Annotated in this window: 12 protein-coding genes; 6 read left to right on the top strand and 6 right to left on the bottom strand. The window is 72.9% G+C overall.

What is annotated here, in order from left to right; all coding sequences use genetic code 11:
* Positions 1 to 47: 47 nt before the first annotated feature.
* Positions 48 to 278, top strand: coding sequence for a hypothetical protein (locus GGQ91_RS05040; RefSeq protein WP_043353127.1), 231 nt, complete (start codon positions 48 to 50; stop codon positions 276 to 278).
* A 4-nt stretch (positions 279 to 282) separates the two neighbouring features.
* Positions 283 to 654 carry a hypothetical protein gene (locus GGQ91_RS05035; protein ID WP_182591503.1) on the top strand — a complete coding sequence of 124 codons (372 nt, stop codon included), beginning with the start codon at positions 283 to 285 and terminating at the stop codon, positions 652 to 654.
* Positions 655 to 1,213: 559 nt separating this feature from the next.
* On the opposite strand, the gene GGQ91_RS05030 is transcribed toward GGQ91_RS05035, so the two are convergent.
* Entirely contained in the window at positions 1,214 to 1,933 is a 720-nt protein-coding gene (locus GGQ91_RS05030) for a Crp/Fnr family transcriptional regulator (RefSeq protein WP_043353123.1), read from the bottom strand.
* Between the two features lie 427 nt (positions 1,934 to 2,360).
* On the opposite strand from GGQ91_RS05030, the gene rpoN reads away from it, so the two are divergent.
* The 4 genes from rpoN (at position 2,361) to GGQ91_RS05010 (ending at position 8,680) form a co-directional block, all read left to right on the top strand.
* Positions 2,361 to 3,935, top strand: coding sequence for an RNA polymerase factor sigma-54 (gene rpoN / locus GGQ91_RS05025; RefSeq protein WP_182591502.1), 1,575 nt, complete (start codon positions 2,361 to 2,363; stop codon positions 3,933 to 3,935).
* Positions 3,936 to 4,009: 74 nt separating this feature from the next.
* Positions 4,010 to 5,386: a bifunctional UDP-N-acetylglucosamine diphosphorylase/glucosamine-1-phosphate N-acetyltransferase GlmU gene (gene glmU / locus GGQ91_RS05020; protein WP_053610270.1), complete on the top strand. Its 1,377-nt coding sequence runs from the start codon at positions 4,010 to 4,012 to the stop codon at positions 5,384 to 5,386.
* A gap of 147 nt (positions 5,387 to 5,533) precedes the next feature.
* Complete coding sequence (glmS, locus tag GGQ91_RS05015) at positions 5,534 to 7,360, top strand: glutamine--fructose-6-phosphate transaminase (isomerizing) (protein WP_043380577.1); 1,827 nt, start codon at positions 5,534 to 5,536, stop codon at positions 7,358 to 7,360.
* Between the two features lie 168 nt (positions 7,361 to 7,528).
* The gene (locus GGQ91_RS05010; RefSeq protein WP_182591501.1) at positions 7,529 to 8,680 is read left to right on the top strand and encodes a M20 family metallopeptidase; all 1,152 of its coding nucleotides are present in this window, start codon (positions 7,529 to 7,531) and stop codon (positions 8,678 to 8,680) included.
* A 195-nt stretch (positions 8,681 to 8,875) separates the two neighbouring features.
* Here GGQ91_RS05010 and GGQ91_RS05005 read toward each other — a convergent pair whose 3' ends face one another.
* The 5 genes from GGQ91_RS05005 to GGQ91_RS04985 all read right to left on the bottom strand — a co-directional run bounded on the left by GGQ91_RS05005 (position 8,876) and on the right by GGQ91_RS04985 (position 15,858).
* On the bottom strand, positions 8,876 to 10,006 hold the full coding sequence (locus tag GGQ91_RS05005) for a serine hydrolase domain-containing protein (protein WP_043380573.1): 1,131 nt from the start codon (positions 10,004 to 10,006) through the stop codon (positions 8,876 to 8,878).
* A gap of 144 nt (positions 10,007 to 10,150) precedes the next feature.
* Positions 10,151 to 11,128, bottom strand: a complete 978-nt coding sequence (locus GGQ91_RS05000) for an FAD:protein FMN transferase (protein WP_182591500.1) — start codon at positions 11,126 to 11,128, stop codon at positions 10,151 to 10,153.
* Positions 11,125 to 13,278 carry a 4Fe-4S binding protein gene (locus GGQ91_RS04995; RefSeq protein ID WP_343066756.1) on the bottom strand — a complete coding sequence of 718 codons (2,154 nt, stop codon included), beginning with the start codon at positions 13,276 to 13,278 and terminating at the stop codon, positions 11,125 to 11,127. Before GGQ91_RS04995 ends, GGQ91_RS05000 begins: the two co-directional genes overlap by 4 nt.
* Positions 13,279 to 13,618: 340 nt before the next feature.
* Complete coding sequence (locus GGQ91_RS04990; protein ID WP_043351755.1) at positions 13,619 to 14,626, bottom strand: YVTN family beta-propeller repeat protein; 1,008 nt, start codon at positions 14,624 to 14,626, stop codon at positions 13,619 to 13,621.
* On the bottom strand, positions 14,623 to 15,858 hold the full coding sequence (locus tag GGQ91_RS04985; protein ID WP_043387968.1) for an ABC transporter substrate-binding protein: 1,236 nt from the start codon (positions 15,856 to 15,858) through the stop codon (positions 14,623 to 14,625). Before GGQ91_RS04985 ends, GGQ91_RS04990 begins: the two co-directional genes overlap by 4 nt.
* Positions 15,859 to 15,968: the final 110 nt, after the last annotated feature.

Genomic DNA, 15,968 nt, shown 5'->3' with positions numbered 1-15,968 from the left:
CGTGCCGCTTCGCCCCGCACAGGCCCCCCGCCGCATCCGAGACCGTCATGACCGGCGAGGGACCGCCCGGCCCGCATCTTCCGGAGGCGCTGACGCGGCTCCTCAAGGCGCCCAGAGCAGCGATCTGGCCGACGCCGGAGGACCGCCATCGCCTGCGCCCCGGCCGGCCGAGACCCCGCCAGCCGAGCCGCGCCGTGCTGGGTGTCTGGATCTGGGCAATCCTCTACAACGTCCTCGGCTTCGCGATCCTCGCGGCCCTGTGGTGGACGATGCGCTGACCCGATGAGCCGATTTGCCCTGATCACCTGCCGGACACTCGTCGCGGCGGCCCTGCTGCTCGGCCCGGGCGTCCGGCCCGGCGCGGCGCAGAGCCCGGGCGATGCGCTCAACGCCGATGACGGCACCGGGGCGGTCAAGGTCTGCTCGCCCGTGGCGATGCCGCGCTGGCGCTCCATGACCCCGGTGCCCAAGACCTGGACGTTCCTGGACTGCATGGGCTTCTCGGGCGAGATGGGCGCGACGCACTTCCAGCTCGGCTGCCTCTTCGCCAACGTCACGCCCCACGCCCAGAAATACGCCTGGGGCGCGATGGTGCCGATCGAGAAGTCGGCGATGGCCAAGGCCCAGCCGCCGGTCCCGAACTGCGGCTGGTAGAGCCGGGTCTCGCCCGTCGACCTCCTGGCCGATCCGGCGTGCGGGCGGGTCAACGCGGAAGAGGATGGCACCGAGCGGGCTTCCGGGCCCGCGTCGCCTGCACCGCGCCGTCCTCTCCGACGGCCGGCCGGTCAGCCCTGAGGCGGAGCGGGGCCTGCCCGGTTTCGCCCGGCACTGCCGCCGCCGCGCGACAGGCCTGGTGACGATCGCCGAATCGCGGCCCTTCCGCGGTGCGGGACAGCCGGCCCTGGCGACGTCCCGTGCAAGCACGCCTGGAGGTCCGAGGGGCATGGGCCGGTCTGAGGCCGGCGGCTGCCCGGCCCGGTCCAAGCCGGTCCGACGCGGATTGCGGGGCAGAGACGGCGATCGCGGTGCGGACAGGGCCGCGTGTCCCTGACAGCGGGCCACCGCCTACGCGGCGGAACGCGGCGCATCGGCACCGATACCCGGCCGGCCTCTCTCCGGTGGGGACGTGACCGGCGCGTCGGCACGCCGCGGACCTGGCGTTCGGATACGGTCGGTATCACCGATGAACCGGCCTCGTCGGCGCAGAGGTGCCTTACGCCGGCGAATCCTCAGACCGCCGCAGCGGGCCGATCAAGCGCTCGTATTCGGTTTCGGCCGGCCCGTAGGTCTGGCCGGCGGCCTCCTCCAGGCGGGCACGGCTCAGGACCCGGATCCGCCCGCGCCGAGCCCGGATCAGGCCGGCCCCCTCCAGCGTGTGGATCGCCACCGTGACGGTCGGGCGACGCACACCCAGCATGATCGACAGGAACTCATGCGTCACGGACAGGTCGTCGCCGTCCTGACGGTCGTGATACATCAGCAGCCACCGCGCGAGCCTTTCCTCGGCAGGCGCCCCCGCGTTGGCGATGGCGGTCTGGGCCACCTGAACCAGGAAGGTCTGGACGTAGCGCAGAAAAAGAGTGCGCAGCGAAGCGCTGGCTTTCACCGCGTCGCGCAGCGCCGGCACCGCGATCCGGTGCCCGTGACCGGCAACCTGCATGAAAAGTTGGTACGGGATCGTGTCCGTCCCCAGCAGCAGCGCCGGCGTCGCCATGCCGTCGCGGCCCACCAGGCCCACCTCGATGCGCCCGCCCTGGTCGAGCGTCGACACCATGGAACACAGGCCGGTGTCGATGAAGATCGCGTACGGGATCTCGGCCGCCGGTTCGACGAGCACATGGCCCAATGGGAGGTCGATCGCCTCGAGATGCGGTCCGAGCAGCGCGCCATCCGCCTCGGATAGGGCAGCCAGAAGACGGTTTTGGTGTCGCATCGGCCGCAAGCGTACGCAGAATTCGGCATTGGCACGCCAGCTCAAGTCCGCGAGCCATTGTGCCCAGGGAGCCATGCTCGGATCATCGGACAATAGCGAGCGGATATCGCATCCCGTCGCGGAACCGTCCGCAACCGAACAAAGCAACGCGCAGCTTAGTCGGACATCTCGGCAGACACGCCGGGATAAAGGGGAACACAGCGGCCCCCGAGACCTGCTCTCAGACTGACCGTGGCCTCCTGGCGATGGAGCGGGAGCGCCACACCCCCGGAACTTCAGCGCAGTTGCCAACACGCCTGTGCAAGGCCGCGCTTTGACCCGCGCCACAGATCGGGCTAGAGAAGGCCTGGCGGAGCAAGCAAGAACCATGCCGTGAGCAGCGTGGCTCAGGCTGGCGAACCGCGCCGGAAGGGCATCGAGGCCTCACATGAGTTTGGTGCAACGGCTGGAAGTGCGTCAGGGCCAGGCCCTGGTGATGACGCCGCAGCTTCTGCAAGCGATCAAACTCCTGCAATTGTCGCAGCTCGATCTCGCGGCCTATGTCGAGGCCGAGCTGGAACGCAATCCGCTGCTGGAGCGCGCCGAGCCGGAACTGCCCGGCCCCGGCGAGACCTCCGAATCGAGCGGCCATTCGGACGATGCCTCCTCCGACGGCCTGGAGGTTACGGAACCCGAATCATGGCTGTCCGCCGACCTTAACCCGAGCCGCGGCGAGATCGAGAGCGATTTCGACACGCGCCTCGACAACGTCTTCCCGGACGAGACACCGGTCCAGGCGCGCGAGGCGGGTGGGGGCGACATGCTCTCGCTGACGCCGCCGCCCTACGGCAGCACCGGGGGAAGCTTCGACGCCGAGGCGCCCGATTTCGAGGCGACCCTCACGGCCGAGACCTCGCTGCGCGATCACCTCGCGGGCCAGCTCGATCTCGCGACCCGCGATCCCGCCGAGCGGCTGATCGGCGGCTTCCTGATCGACGCCGTGGACGAGGCCGGCTACCTGCGCGAGACCGTGGCGGACGTGGCCGAGCGGCTCGGCGCCGACCCCGCCCTCGTCGGCCGGATGCTGGCGCTGGTGCAGACCTTCGATCCGCCCGGGATCGCGGCCCGCGACCTCGCCGAATGCCTCGCGATCCAGTTGCGCGAGCGCGACCGGTTCGACCCGGCGATGCAGGCGCTGGTCTCGCGTCTGGACCTCGTCGCCAAGCGCGATTTCGCGGCTTTGCGCCGGCTCTGCGGCGTCGACGACGAGGACCTCGTCGACATGCTGGGCGAGATCCGCCGCCTGGATCCGAAGCCGGGCCGCGCCTTCGGATCGAGCGCCGTCGAGGTTCTGGTTCCGGACGTGTTCGTGCGCGCCGCGCCGGATGGGTCCTGGCTGGTCGAGCTCAACAGCGAGGCGCTCCCCCGGGTCCTGGTGAACCAGAGCTACTACGCCCGCGTCTCGCGCAATGCCGCCGCGGAGGGCGACAAGGCCTTCCTGTCTGAGGCCCTGCAGAACGCCAACTGGCTGACCCGCTCGCTGGAGCAGCGGGCCCGCACCATCCTCAAGGTCGCCACCGAGATCGTCCGCCAGCAGGACGGGTTCTTCGTCCACGGCGTCTCCCACCTGCGGCCCCTGAACCTCAAGACCGTGGCGGAGGCGATCGGCATGCACGAATCGACCGTCTCGCGAGTCACCTCCAACAAGGCCATCGGCACGAGCCGGGGGACCCTGGAGATGAAGTACTTCTTCACCGCGGCGATCCCCGGTGCGGCCGGCGCGGCCGCGCATTCCTCCGAGGCGGTGCGCCACCGCATCAAGCAGCTGGTCGACGGCGAGACGCCGGACGACGTGCTGTCCGACGACGCGCTGGTGCAGAAGCTGCGCGGGGAGGGCGTCGACATCGCCCGACGCACGGTGGCGAAATACCGGGAATCCCTGCGGATCCCGAGCTCGATCGAGCGCCGCCGCGAGCATTTCGCCCACGGTTCGGGCCAGCACGCCGCCCTGGCGCTGCGCTGATCGCCCGGATGGGGTTGCGCCGGGCGCGCGTCCGGCCCATCCGTCGTGCCGTTTGCTCGACGCCTGGACCTGCGATGACCCCGACCGGAACGCCCCCGCGCAGCCTCACCGCCATCGTGCTCGCGGCCGGGAAGGGCACGCGGATGCGCTCGGACCTGCCGAAGGTCCTGCATCGGATCGCCGGGCGCAGCATGCTCGGCCATGTCCTGGCCGCCGTACAGGCGGCGGGGGCGGGCCGGATCGCCGTGGTGGCCGAGCCCGGCCGCGACGACGTCGCCGCCGAGATCGCGCGGGCGGCCCCCGGCGCCCGGGTCTTCCCGCAGGCCGAGCGCCTCGGCACCGCCCACGCGGTCCTGGCCGCCCGGGAGATCCTGGCCGAGCCCGACGACGACGTGGTGATCGCCTTCGGCGACACGCCCCTCGTCTCGGCCGAGACCTTCCTGCGCCTCCGGGCGCCCCTGGCCGACGGCGCCGCGGTGGCGGTGCTGGCCTTCGAGACGGCGACGCCCACCGGCTATGGACGGGTTCTGACCGAGGGCGACCGCGTCCTGGCGATCCGCGAGGAGAAGGACGCCAGCGCCGCAGAGCGGGCCGTGACCCTGTGCAATGCCGGGCTGATGGCGCTCGCCGGACGGCACGCCCTGGCGCTGCTCGCCCGCATCGGCAACGACAACGCGGCCGGCGAGTACTACCTGCCCGACGCGGTGGCGCTGGCGGTGGCCGACGGGCTTCCGGTCACGGTCGTGCCGGTGGACGAGGCCGAGGCGCAGGGCGTCAACGACCGGGTGCAGCTCAGTGTTGCGGAAGCCGCCTTCCAGGCGCAGCTGCGTCGCACCGCCATGCTGGGCGGCGCCACGCTGATCGCCCCCGAGACGGTGTTCCTCAGCCACGACACGGTGCTGGGGCGCGACGTGATCGTGGAACCGAACGTGGTGTTCGGGCCGGGCGTGCGGGTGGCGGACGGGTGCACCGTGCGCGCCTTCGCGCATCTCACCGAGACCAGCCTGGAGGCGGGGGTGAAGATCGGGCCGTTCGTCCGGTTGCGCGGTCACGCCGTGCTGGAGGCCGGCGCGGAGCTCGGCAATTTCGTGGAGCTGAAGAACGCCCGGATGGGTGCCGGCGCCAAGGCCGCGCATCTCACCTATCTCGGCGACGCGGAGATTGGGGCCAAGGCCAATATCGGCGCCGGCACGATCACCTGCAATTACGACGGCGTCCTCAAGCACAAGACCACGATCGGCGCGGGCGCGTTCATCGGCTCGAACTCGGCGCTGGTGGCCCCCGTCACGGTGGGGGAGGGCGCCTACGTGGCTTCGGGCTCGGTGATCACCGACGACGTGCCGGCGGACGCCATGGCGGTGGCCCGCGGCCGGCAGGCGGTGAAACCGGGCTGGGCCGGGAAGAAGCGCGCGGCGCTGCAGGCCGAGAAGGCGCGACGCGGGAAGAGCTGAGGCCCGACGGACCGAACGGGCCGGGGCTGGCCCTGCGCCGCCCCGATCCGGTACAAGTCGCGTTTGGCCCCGCATGAAGCGGGGCGGCCTGGACCTTGCGCAAGACCCTCGCGCGGCCAGCCGGGCACGACAGCGAGAGACACACCCATGTGCGGCATCGTCGGCATCGTCGGGCGCGACGCGGTGGCGGGACAGGTGATCGAGGCCCTGCGCCGGCTCGAATACCGCGGCTACGACTCCGCCGGCATCGCCACCCTGGAGCACGGCCGGCTGGCGCGCCGCCGGGCCTCGGGCAAGCTCGTCAACCTGGAGGCCAAGCTCGCTGAGGAGCCGCTCACCGGCACGCTCGGCATCGGCCACACCCGCTGGGCGACCCACGGCCGGCCCAACGAGACCAACGCCCACCCCCACGCCACCGCGCGTCTGGCCGTCGTCCATAACGGCATCATCGAGAATTTCCGCGAGCTGAAGCAGGAGCTCGAGGCCGACGGCGTCGTGTTCGAGACCGAGACCGACACCGAGGTCGTCGCCCAGCTCGTCAGCCGCAACATGGACCGGCAGATGGGCCCGGTCGAGGCCGTGGCCGCCGCCCTGCCGCGGCTGCGCGGCGCCTTCGCGCTGGCCTTTATCTTCGCCGGCGAGGAGAACCTGCTGATCGGCGCCCGCCACGGCGCGCCGCTGGCGGTCGGCTTCGGCCAGGGCGAGACCTATCTCGGCTCCGACGCCCTGGCGCTCGCCCCCTTCACGGACGCCATCACCTATCTCGACGAGGGCGACTGGGCGATCCTGAACCGGGCGGGCGCCGAGATCCGGGACGCCTCGGGCGCCACGGTGGAGCGGCCCCGGCAAAAGATCGCCACGCAGGCCTACCGGATCGACAAGGGCGAGTACCGCCACTTCATGGCCAAGGAGATCCACGAGCAGCCCGAGGTCGTGGGCCGCACGCTCGCCCACTACGTCGACATGGCGCAGGGCCGGGTCGTGCTGCCCGAGTCGCTGCCCTTCGACTTCGCCAAGCTCAGCCGCGTCTACATCACCGCCTGCGGCACCGCCTTCTACGCCGGCCTCGTCGCCCGGTACTGGTTCGAGCAGGTGGCCCGCCTGCCGGTGGAGATCGACGTCGCCTCCGAGGCCCGCTACCGCGAGGCGCCCCTGGAGAAGGACGGGCTGACGCTGGTGATCTCGCAATCGGGCGAGACCGCCGACACCCTGGCCTCCCTGCGCTATGCCAAGAGCCAGGGCCAGCACACGCTGAGCGTCGTCAACGTGCCGACCTCGACCATCGCGCGGGAATCCTCCGTGGTGATGCCGACGCTGGCCGGGCCGGAGATCGGCGTCGCCTCCACCAAGGCGTTCTCGTGCCAGCTCACCGTGCTGCTGTGCCTCGCCATCGCGGCGGGCCGCGCCCGCGGCACCCTCGACGCGGCGGGCGAGCGTCGGCTGGTCGACGCGCTGATCAAGGCGCCGGGCCTGATGGCGGAGGCGCTGACCCACGAGGCGGCGATCGAGGGCCTGGCCCGGGAGGTCTCCAAGGCGCGGGACGTGCTCTATCTCGGCCGCGGCACCAGCTACCCGATGGCGCTGGAGGGCGCGCTGAAGCTGAAGGAGATCAGCTACATCCACGCGGAGGGCTACGCGGCGGGCGAGCTGAAGCACGGCCCGATCGCCCTGATCGACGAGAGCGTGCCGGTGATCGTGATCGCCCCGCACGACGCGGTGTTCGAGAAGACCGTCTCGAACATGCAGGAGGTGGCCGCGCGCGGCGGCCGCATCGTGCTGATCGGCGACGCGAAGGGCGCGGCCGAGCACGGCCTCGACACGCTGGCGACCTTCACCATGCCGGCGGTCAACGCCACCGTGGCGCCGATCGTGTACGCGGTGCCGATCCAGTTGCTCGCCTACCACACGGCGGTGTTCATGGGGAAAGACGTCGACCAGCCCCGGAACCTCGCCAAGTCGGTCACGGTCGAGTAGGCGCACCGCCCCCCGTCCGGGCTACGGATGCGCGGCGCCGTCCTTGCCTACCCGGCGAGGCACCTTCGCCGCGGGAAACCGGGGCTCGCTCGAAGCCGGCCCGCAACACACCGCGCACGCTGGCGGGCGCGGCGACCGGGTCCCATCACCCTTGCCCAGGATCGATCCATGACCGCACGCGACGCCGACGTTCTCCAGTGGCTCGACGGGCAGGAGGGCGCGATGCTGTCGCTCCTCGAGGAGCTGGTGAACATCGATTCCGGCTCCTACGACAAGCCGGGCGTCGACGCGGTCGGCATCCGCATCGCGGAGTTCCTCGCCGGCCACGGCATCCCGGTCACGACGATCCCGGTGGAGGGCTACGGCGACGCGGTGAAGGCGAGCGTGGCCGGGTCCGGCGGCGGCAACCGGCCGGTCGTGCTCATGGGCCATCGCGACACCGTCTTCCCGAAAGGGGAGCCGACGCGGCGGCCGTTCCGGGTCGCCGACGGCCGCGCCTACGGGCCCGGCGTCGCCGACATGAAGGCGGGCCTCGTGATGAACGCCTTCGTGCTCGCCGCCTACCACCGGGCCGGCGGCGCCCCGGTGCCGCTCGTCGGCCTGTTCACCAGCGACGAGGAGATCGGCTCGCCGGCCTGCCGCCCGATCATCGAGGAGACCGCCCGAGGCGCCCGCGCGGTGCTGAATTCCGAGCCGGGGCGGCCGACCGGCAACGTCGTCACCGGCCGCAAGGGCGGGGTGTTCATGCATCTCGAGGTGCTCGGCAAGGCGGCCCATTCCGGCGGCAACTACGCCGACGGGCGCAGCGCCATCCTGGAGCTCGCCCACAAGACCGTCGCGTTCCACGCCCTCACCGACCTCGACCGCGGCACCACGGTGAATGTCGGCCTGATCGCCGGCGGCCAGTCGGTGAACACCGTGGCGCCCCGGGCGACCTGCGAGATCGACCTGCGCTACGTGACCCCACCCGACCGCGAGGCGGCCATGGGCCGGATCGCCGCGATCGTGGCCGGATCGACGGTGCCGGACACCACCGCGCATCTCACCATCAAGGGCGAGTTCCTGCCGCTCGTGCAGGACGACGCCTCGCGGGCGCTGTTCGAGACCTATGCCCGGGTGAGCGCGCAGGGCGGCCATCCCGTCACCGGCGAGTTCGCCGGCGGCTGCGCCGATTCGGGCTTCACCGCCAGCGTCGGCTGTCCCACCCTCTGCGCGGTGGGCCCGGTGGGCGGCAAGGCCCACTCGCTCGAGGAGTACCTGGAGGTGGGAAGCCTCGTGCCGCGGGCGCGCGCGATGGCCGAGACCATCGCGGCGCTCTGACGATTCAGAGGCCGACCGTCGCCAGCCCGGCCGCGCCGCGGCGGTCGCCGTCTCCGGGCGGACGCCGCGGCGCCGGACGCGCCTGTCCGTTCGAGGCGCAGGCGGCGGCCAGGATATCGCGGCCGGCCGCCAGATGCGGCCGGTGCTCAGGAGCTTCGGCGATCACGTCCTGGGCCGCTAGCGCCGCCGGCGCGCCTACGGGCGCAGGGCCGCCACGAGGCGCAGCAGGAACCCGTCGAGGGCCGCCTTGTCGATCCAGCGCAGCACCGCGACGAGGTCATGCTCGGGATCGCACCAGATCACGTTGTTGCCCGCCCCGAGGGCGCTGAAGGCCGAGGCCGGCAGTTGCGGCCTGGCGGCCGCGCCGCGGTTCAGCCACCAGAGGTAGCCGTAGCTGTCCAGCGTCGGGGACGGCGTCAGCATGGCGCGGATCCAGCGCTCCGAGAGGAGCTGCCGCCCGTTCCAGGCGCCGCCGCGGGCGACGAGGAGGCCGAAGCGGGCGTGGTCGTCGGCCCCGATGAACAGGCCGCCGCCCCAGTGGCCGCCGCCGGGGACCGACTGGACCCGCGCGCCCGCGACCTCGACCCAGGCCGTGTCGTAGCCGTGCCACGCCCAGTCGCGGGAGGCGCCGATCGGATCCATGATCCGCTCGCGGAGCACCTCCGGGAGGGCCCGGCCGAAGCGGCGCATCAGGCCGTACGACAGCAGGTTCACCCGGACGTCGTTGTACTCGTAGTAGGTGCCCGGGCGCCGCAGCGCGCGGGCCTCGCCCTTGCGGCTGTTGTCGGCGCCGGGGCCGATCTGCCGGAAATGGTCGACCTGATCGGACTTGCCGAACAGCGTGCCCTGCCACTCGCTCGATTGCTGCAGGAGGTGGCGCCACGTGATCGCGCCATTGTGCGGGCCGTCGAGCAGCGGGTCGGGGACGCTGTCCCGCACCGGCGCGTCGACGTCGGGGATCAGTCCGTCGTCGTGGGCGAGGCCGGCCAGCACCGCGAGGTAGCTCTTGGCGATCGAGAAGGTCATGTCCGGGCGGGCGGTGTCCCCCCAGGCGGCGACGCGCCGGCCGCCCTTCAGGATCACGCCAGCCGGGCCGCCCCGCGGACGCACCGGCCCGTCGATGGCGCTCCAGGGCCCCGTCTCGTTCCACTCGACGATCCCGACGTAGCGCCCGTCGGGATAGTACAGGCTGCGCGGCCACGCGCTCTCGTGGGCCTCCGCGAAGGCGACCGCGTCCGCGAGCCGCCCGGCATCGAGCCCCGCCGCACCCGGGTCCTGCTCGGCCCAGTCCTGCGTCGGCCAGTACGGCCCGGTCGCTTCGGTCACGCGCGTTCTCCCGACGGTCCTCTCCGGTGCGGACGCATGCAGGGCCTGCGCCGCGGATCGGACCATCCGTAGAGCCATCGCCCCCGCGGGGGCAGAGCGCGTGGCGCGGTTCGGGCCTCGCCCCGCGCACCGGAGCCGGATGTGTCAGCCCTTGCCGGTGAAGCGCACGGCGCAGCCCGGACGGGCCGCGACGAGGCCCGCGCCGCGCGCGCGGCCGAGGACCATGCAGGCCGTCGACAGCCCGTCGGCGGCGAGCCCCGTCGGCGCGGTCACCGTTACGGACGACAGGGCGCGCGGCGACCGGCCGGTGGCCGGATCGAAGATGTGATGGTCGGCGCGGTCGTCCGAGAAGCTCATGTTGTAGTCGCCCGAGGTCGCGGCGAAGCCCGTGAACGGGGCGATGACGGCGGCGACCGCGCCGGGATGGCGGGGATCGGCCAGCCCGAGGCGCCAGGGCGTGCCGTCGGGATGCGCGCCGGCGGCGCCGAACTCGCCGGTATCCACGAAGGCATCCGCGATCCCGCGCGCCCGGAGCGCCGCCATGACCTGGTCGGCGGCATAGCCCTGGACCAGGGCGTTCAGGGTCAGGGCCGTCCCGGGCTCCAGGACGACGCGGTCCGTCCCCACCTGCACTCGCTGCCAGCCGACCCGCGCCAGGGCCGCGCGCAGGGCTTCCGCCCCGGGGCGCTCGCCGCGGGCGGCGGCCTGGGCCCAGACCGGCCAGAGCGGCTGGACTGTCGGGTCGAAAGCGCCGCCGGTCTCGGCCGCGAGGGCGAGGGCGAACCGCAGCAGGACGACGAGGTGCGGGTCGGGGGCCTCGAGAACGCCATCGCGATTCAGCCGCGCCAGGGCGCTGTCGGACCGGAACAGGCTGGCGGCGTCCTCCACGGCGCGCATCGCCGCGAACCCGTCGCTCAGCGCCGCCTCGATGGCGGATGGGTCGGGCCCCGCGGCGGTCAACGCCACGGTGGTGCCGAAGGCGAGGCCGGCGCGGGTGCGCAGCGCCAGCCCCCTTGACGCCGCGTACGCGCGGAACGCCGCGACGCCGCCGAGCGCGGCCAGCCCCGCGGCCCCGACGAGCAGCCGGCGCCGGCCGGGCGCGAAGTGGACCGGCGCGCTCATCCGACGGTCACCGGCCGGGGCGCGGCGCGGCGGCCCCGCTTGCGCGCCACCACCTCCGGCACGCACTGCCCGGGATCGTGGATGATCGTCACGCACTCCATGCACTGGAAGCACTCGGCGTAATCGACGCGGCCGGAGGGCGCGATGGCACCGTAGCGGCAGCGGACCTTGCAGAGCTGGCAGGGCGAGCCGCACTCCGCCCGGCGCGGGATCCAGTCGAGGATCCGGACCCGCCCGAGGAGGGCGAGGCCGGCGCCGAGCGGGCACAGGTAGCGGCAGAAGCCCTTGAAGACGAACAGGTTGAGGACCAGCAGCCCGGCCGCGTAGGCGACGAACGGCCATGCCCGGACGAAATACAGGGTGATGGCGGTCTTGAACGGCTCGACCTCGGACAAGGTGTCGGCGAGGGGCGACCCCGCCGCGGCCGCGCCGAGGATGCCGGCGAGGACGACGTATTTCAGCGACCGCAGTGCCCGGTCGAGGCCGGGCGGCACCGCGACCGGGCGGATGCGCAGCGGCCGGGCCAGCAGCCCGACGAATTCCTGGAGCGCGCCGAAGGGGCAGAGCCAGCCGCAGAACGTGCCGCGCCCCCAGGCGACCAGGGCAACCAGCGCGAAGGCCCAGAGCACCAGCGAGGGCGGATCGTAGAGCAGGAAGGCAAGGTCGTGGGTCACCGTGGCGGCCCGCACGAGGCCGACGAGGGTCACGATCGACAGCTGCGCCTGCGCGAACCAGCCGACGAAGCCGAGGGTCAGCGCCAGGAAGCCGAGGCGGAAGAGGGCGAAGCGGCGCCGGTCCGCCACCAGCCCGCGCTGTCGGCTCAGGACCGGCACCAGCACGGCGAGCATTAGCCCGATCAACGCGAGTTCGGGCGCCCGGGCCCGCCAGGGGTCGGTCCAGCTCGGCCCGTCATCCGGCCGGATCCGGGTGAACAGGTCGGCGGGGAGGGCGGTCTCGACCGTGAAGGTCCGGGCGATCTTCTCGGACAGGATCTGGCCGCGCTCGCGGACGATCGTCTCGGTCAGCACCCACGGCGCGGACGGGTCGAACCCGGCGGCCTGGTCGATCCGCAGGATCGTCCAGGGTCCGGGCGGCAGGCCCTCGGCGAGGCCGGCCCCGCGGCGCTCCACCGCCATGTCGCGGGCATTCACGATTAGGCCGCCCTGGCTGATCGCCAGCCTTTCGGGAACGGCGCCCAGGACGAACCGGTCGCCGACCGGGTTCTCGGGCGCGTCCTCCGGTCCGGCGCTGATCACCATCACGGCGTGGTTGCCGGGGCCGAGTTCGTGCATCAGCGCGTCGTAGCGGGTCGGCCCCAGCAGGTTGCGGCCGATCGCGGGCGGGTCCAGGGCGGCGACGTACAGGTCGGTCAGGGCGGCATCGGGCGGTCCCTCGGACGGGTCCGCCACGCCCGTGCCCCTGAAGGCCGACGCGGCGTCGGCGTTCGTCACCGTCAGCCGCCTCACCCAGCCGCGGGCGAGGAGGTCCGTCAGGGCCAGGGGCTCGTAGAGATCGGGCCTGGCCTCGACTTTCAACCCGACATTGGCCGCCCCGAAGCCGAGTTTCGCGCGGGCGACCGCCAGGGCCGAGGCGAGGATCGACTGGTTGATCACCCGGGTCGAGGCGGTGGCCATGGAGATGCCGTCCACCGTGGTCTGGGGCGCGGCGCCGGCGGCCCGCGCGTTCGGCCGGCCGACCCGGATCGCCTGCCGGGCCGAGAGGCCCGCATACTGCTCGACGAAGGCGAAGAGCGGCTCCGGGCCGAGGCCTTCGAGGAAGACCGGCTCGTGATGCGAGAGCACCGTCACGTCCCGGAAGGTGCCGTCGGGGGCGAGCGCGATCAGCAGGTCGGGGGGCGTGCCGCCGAAGCCGGGGATCGGCGCGAGATCGACGGATTCGAAGGCGTAGGCGAAGACCTCGTAGGACCCGGCCTGCTGCTTCAGGATGGGCCAGACCGGGAGCCTGTCGTCCTTCTCGCCGACGACCAGCGGAGGCGGGAAGTGTCGTTCGAGGCCGGCCCGATCGAGCTGGCCGGCGGCGGCGGGGTGCGCGACCAGGACAGCGAGAAGCAGCAATGCGGCGCGCAGGAGCAGGCCCGCGCCCCGGCCGCCACCCACCGCGGCCCGGGGCGCGGGCGGGCGCGGAGACACCTCGCCCCGCAGCGGCCGCCCCTTACGCCTGCCTCTGCCCCTGGCAGCGTCGGTCACGCGTCCGGGTTGAGCACGGCCGCTGGCGGCAGAGCGCGACGGGCCCCCTCTCCCGTGCGGGAGAGGGCTGGGGTGAGGGATCGGAACGTCCAACATGGAGCACGCCGTCGACGTTCGGGTCCGCTGCGCCTTATCCGGATGCCGCACGTCCCTCACCCTGTCCCTCTCCCGCACGGGAGAGGGGACCCGCGCTCCGTCCCGTAGCCGCGTCGCCGCTGCCGATGCGTGGATCCGATCGCCCTCACGGGAGCGGGTGATGCGGCCATGCGCAATCGCGGAAGATTCACGGCACCGCACCGGCGGCGCGCCCGTCCGGCGCCTGCGCGGGCGTCATCGGCCGCGCCGCCGCGCCCCAGGGGAAGCGGCCGACCTTCACGGTCTTGATCGGCTTGAACGTCGCGGCGTCGATCACCGTCACGTCGCCGGAGACGCCGTTGGTGGCGAAGAGCCGCGTGCCGGCCGCGTTCAGGGCGAGCTGCCAGACCCGGCGGCCGACCAGGATGTAGCTCTCGACCGCATAGGTCGCGGTGTCCACCACCGCGACCCGGTCGGACGGCCCCAGGGCCACGAAGGCGTGGCGCCCGTCCTTCGAAAGCTGGATGCCCACCGGCTGGATCCGGTCGGCCGCGATACCCTTCACGGCGAATTCGATCGTCCGCATCACCTGGCGGGTGGCGACGTCGATCACCGACACGGTGCCGCCGATCTCCGAAGATGCCCAGAGCCGGGCCCCGTCCGCCGTGAAGGCGGCGAAGCGCGGCCGCTGGCCGACCGGCGTGGCGTCCACCGCCGCCAGGCTCTTGGTGTCGATCCAGTGGACCATGTTGGTGGTCTCGGAGGTCGTGACGGCGGTGCGGCCGTCCGGGCTCACCGCGACGCCTTCCGGCTCGATGCCGACATCGATCTGCGCCAGCACCTTGCGGCTCTGCGCGTCGACCACCGTGGTGGTGGCGTTCTCCTCGTTGGCGATGAACAGCGTGCGCCCGTCCGGCGCCAGGGCGAACTGCTCCGGATCCTCGCCGGAGGGCAGGTTGTGCCGCACCTCGCCGGTATCCGGATCGATCACCTGCACGGCGTCGGAATCGCTGGCGCAGACGTAGAGGGCCCGCCCATCCTGCGAGAAGGTCAGCCCGCGGGGCCGACGGCCGACCGGGAAGGTGCGCAGCACCTCCAGGCTGTCGCCGTCGATCACCGAGACGGTGTTGTCGCGCTCGTTCGAGACGAAGATCTCCTCGGCCCGCGCGGGGCCTGCGAGGCAGAGGAGCAGCGCGAGGGCGGCGGGCCGGCTCATCCTGGTGTCCCCGAGAAGGCGCGGCAGGCACTCTCGGGCTCGTCGAGGCCGAGGGTGTCGAGTTCCGTGCGGTGGTGGAGGAAGCCCTCGATCGGCGCCGTCGCGGTCACGGCCCCGGGCCAGAGCAGGAAGACCGGCTGGCGCAGCTGCCCGTCCCAGGCACGGAAGCTCAGGGGGCGCCCCTTGAAGCCGCCGATCTCGAAGCCGGGCGCCGTCAGGGCGGCGCGGACCGTCGCGGGATCGGCGCTGCGCGCCTTCACGGCCGCCTCGCCGACCGCATGCACCGCCATCCAGCCGGCCCAGTCGACGGGCCGCATGGCGCGGCCGGCGAGCTTCCGGAACCGGCCCTGGAGCTGCACGGCGGCCCAGGCTTCGACGGGGCGCCCCCAGGCGGCCGGCGCAAGGCCCTGGGTGCCGACCAGGGGGCGGGGGGAGGCGGTGTTGTAGTTCAGGCTCGCGCCGAACGCGCCCGCCTCGTCGGCCACCGCGACCACGTCGTGCTCGGGCCCGCGGGTCGGCAGGGCGAACTCGCGCAAAGCCGTGTCGCGGACGTCGCCGCCCTGCGGGTCGTAGCGCGACTCGGCGACGATCCGCGCGCCGAACTTCCGGGCGCTGCGCCTCAGCGCCTCGGCGTAGAGCGCATCACCCGGCGCCGGCCCGGTCACCAGCAGGATCCGGGACCAGCGCTTGAAGGCGAGGAACTGCACCAGCGCGTCGGCCAGCATGGCGCGGGACGGCAGGACGTGGAGCAGGTTCCGCCGGCAATCGGCGTCGCGCAGGCGCGTGTCCGGGGCGCCGATGTTGAGGAGCACGCTGCCCTTCGCCTCCGGCAGGTCGGCGAGGGCGAGGACGTCGGCGGCCGGCGCGTTGAGCACCACGAAGCGGCGGTCGGCGAGATCCCGGAAGGCCTGGCGGATGTCGTCGCCCGGCTCGACCACCTTCGCGTCGAGGCCGAAGCTCAGGCCGAGGAAGCGGCCCGTGGCGTTCGAATCCTTCAGGCCGAGTTCCGCGCCCTTCGCCCCCTCATCGGCGGGGATCGGATCCTCGTTGTTCAGCGGCACCGGCCGCTCGACCCGCCGCTCCAGGTACTGGATCGTCAGGGGCGGACCCGCCGGCGCGGGCGCGGCCCGCCCGGGCGAGACCGGCGCGAGAGCCGCCAGGACGACGGCCAGCCGCAGGGCGGCCTGCGGCCCTCCGCGTTTCCTGGCCCGTCGCGCACCGGAGGACACCATCCCCGCCCGTTTCCTCCAGCCCCGCGTCCCTTGTCGTTGAGCCGGAGTCTAGAAGCGGAGTTGTGCCCGCCGATATTGGACCAAGGTGCACCCATCAATCATGATGCAGT

This window comes from Methylobacterium fujisawaense, from assembly GCF_014138435.1.
GTDB lineage: Bacteria > Pseudomonadota > Alphaproteobacteria > Rhizobiales > Beijerinckiaceae > Methylobacterium > Methylobacterium fujisawaense.
Note: the sequence above shows the minus strand (reverse complement) of the source record. Positions and strands in the feature narration are given on the sequence as shown.

Bases quoted from the DNA above. Each gene is read 5' to 3' on its own strand.
- GGQ91_RS05040 (WP_043353127.1), top strand. From the start codon at position 48: ATGACCGGCGAGGGACCGCCCGGCCCGCATCTTCCGGAGGCGCTGACG.
- GGQ91_RS05035 (WP_182591503.1), top strand. From the start codon at position 283: ATGAGCCGATTTGCCCTGATCACCTGCCGGACACTCGTCGCGGCGGCC.
- GGQ91_RS05030 (WP_043353123.1), bottom strand. From the start codon at position 1,933: ATGCGACACCAAAACCGTCTTCTGGCTGCCCTATCCGAGGCGGATGGC.
- rpoN (WP_182591502.1), top strand. From the start codon at position 2,361: ATGAGTTTGGTGCAACGGCTGGAAGTGCGTCAGGGCCAGGCCCTGGTG.
- glmU (WP_053610270.1), top strand. From the start codon at position 4,010: ATGACCCCGACCGGAACGCCCCCGCGCAGCCTCACCGCCATCGTGCTC.
- glmS (WP_043380577.1), top strand. From the start codon at position 5,534: ATGTGCGGCATCGTCGGCATCGTCGGGCGCGACGCGGTGGCGGGACAG.
- GGQ91_RS05010 (WP_182591501.1), top strand. From the start codon at position 7,529: ATGACCGCACGCGACGCCGACGTTCTCCAGTGGCTCGACGGGCAGGAG.
- GGQ91_RS05000 (WP_182591500.1), bottom strand. From the start codon at position 11,128: ATGAGCGCGCCGGTCCACTTCGCGCCCGGCCGGCGCCGGCTGCTCGTC.
- GGQ91_RS04990 (WP_043351755.1), bottom strand. From the start codon at position 14,626: ATGAGCCGGCCCGCCGCCCTCGCGCTGCTCCTCTGCCTCGCAGGCCCC.
- GGQ91_RS04985 (WP_043387968.1), bottom strand. From the start codon at position 15,858: ATGGTGTCCTCCGGTGCGCGACGGGCCAGGAAACGCGGAGGGCCGCAG.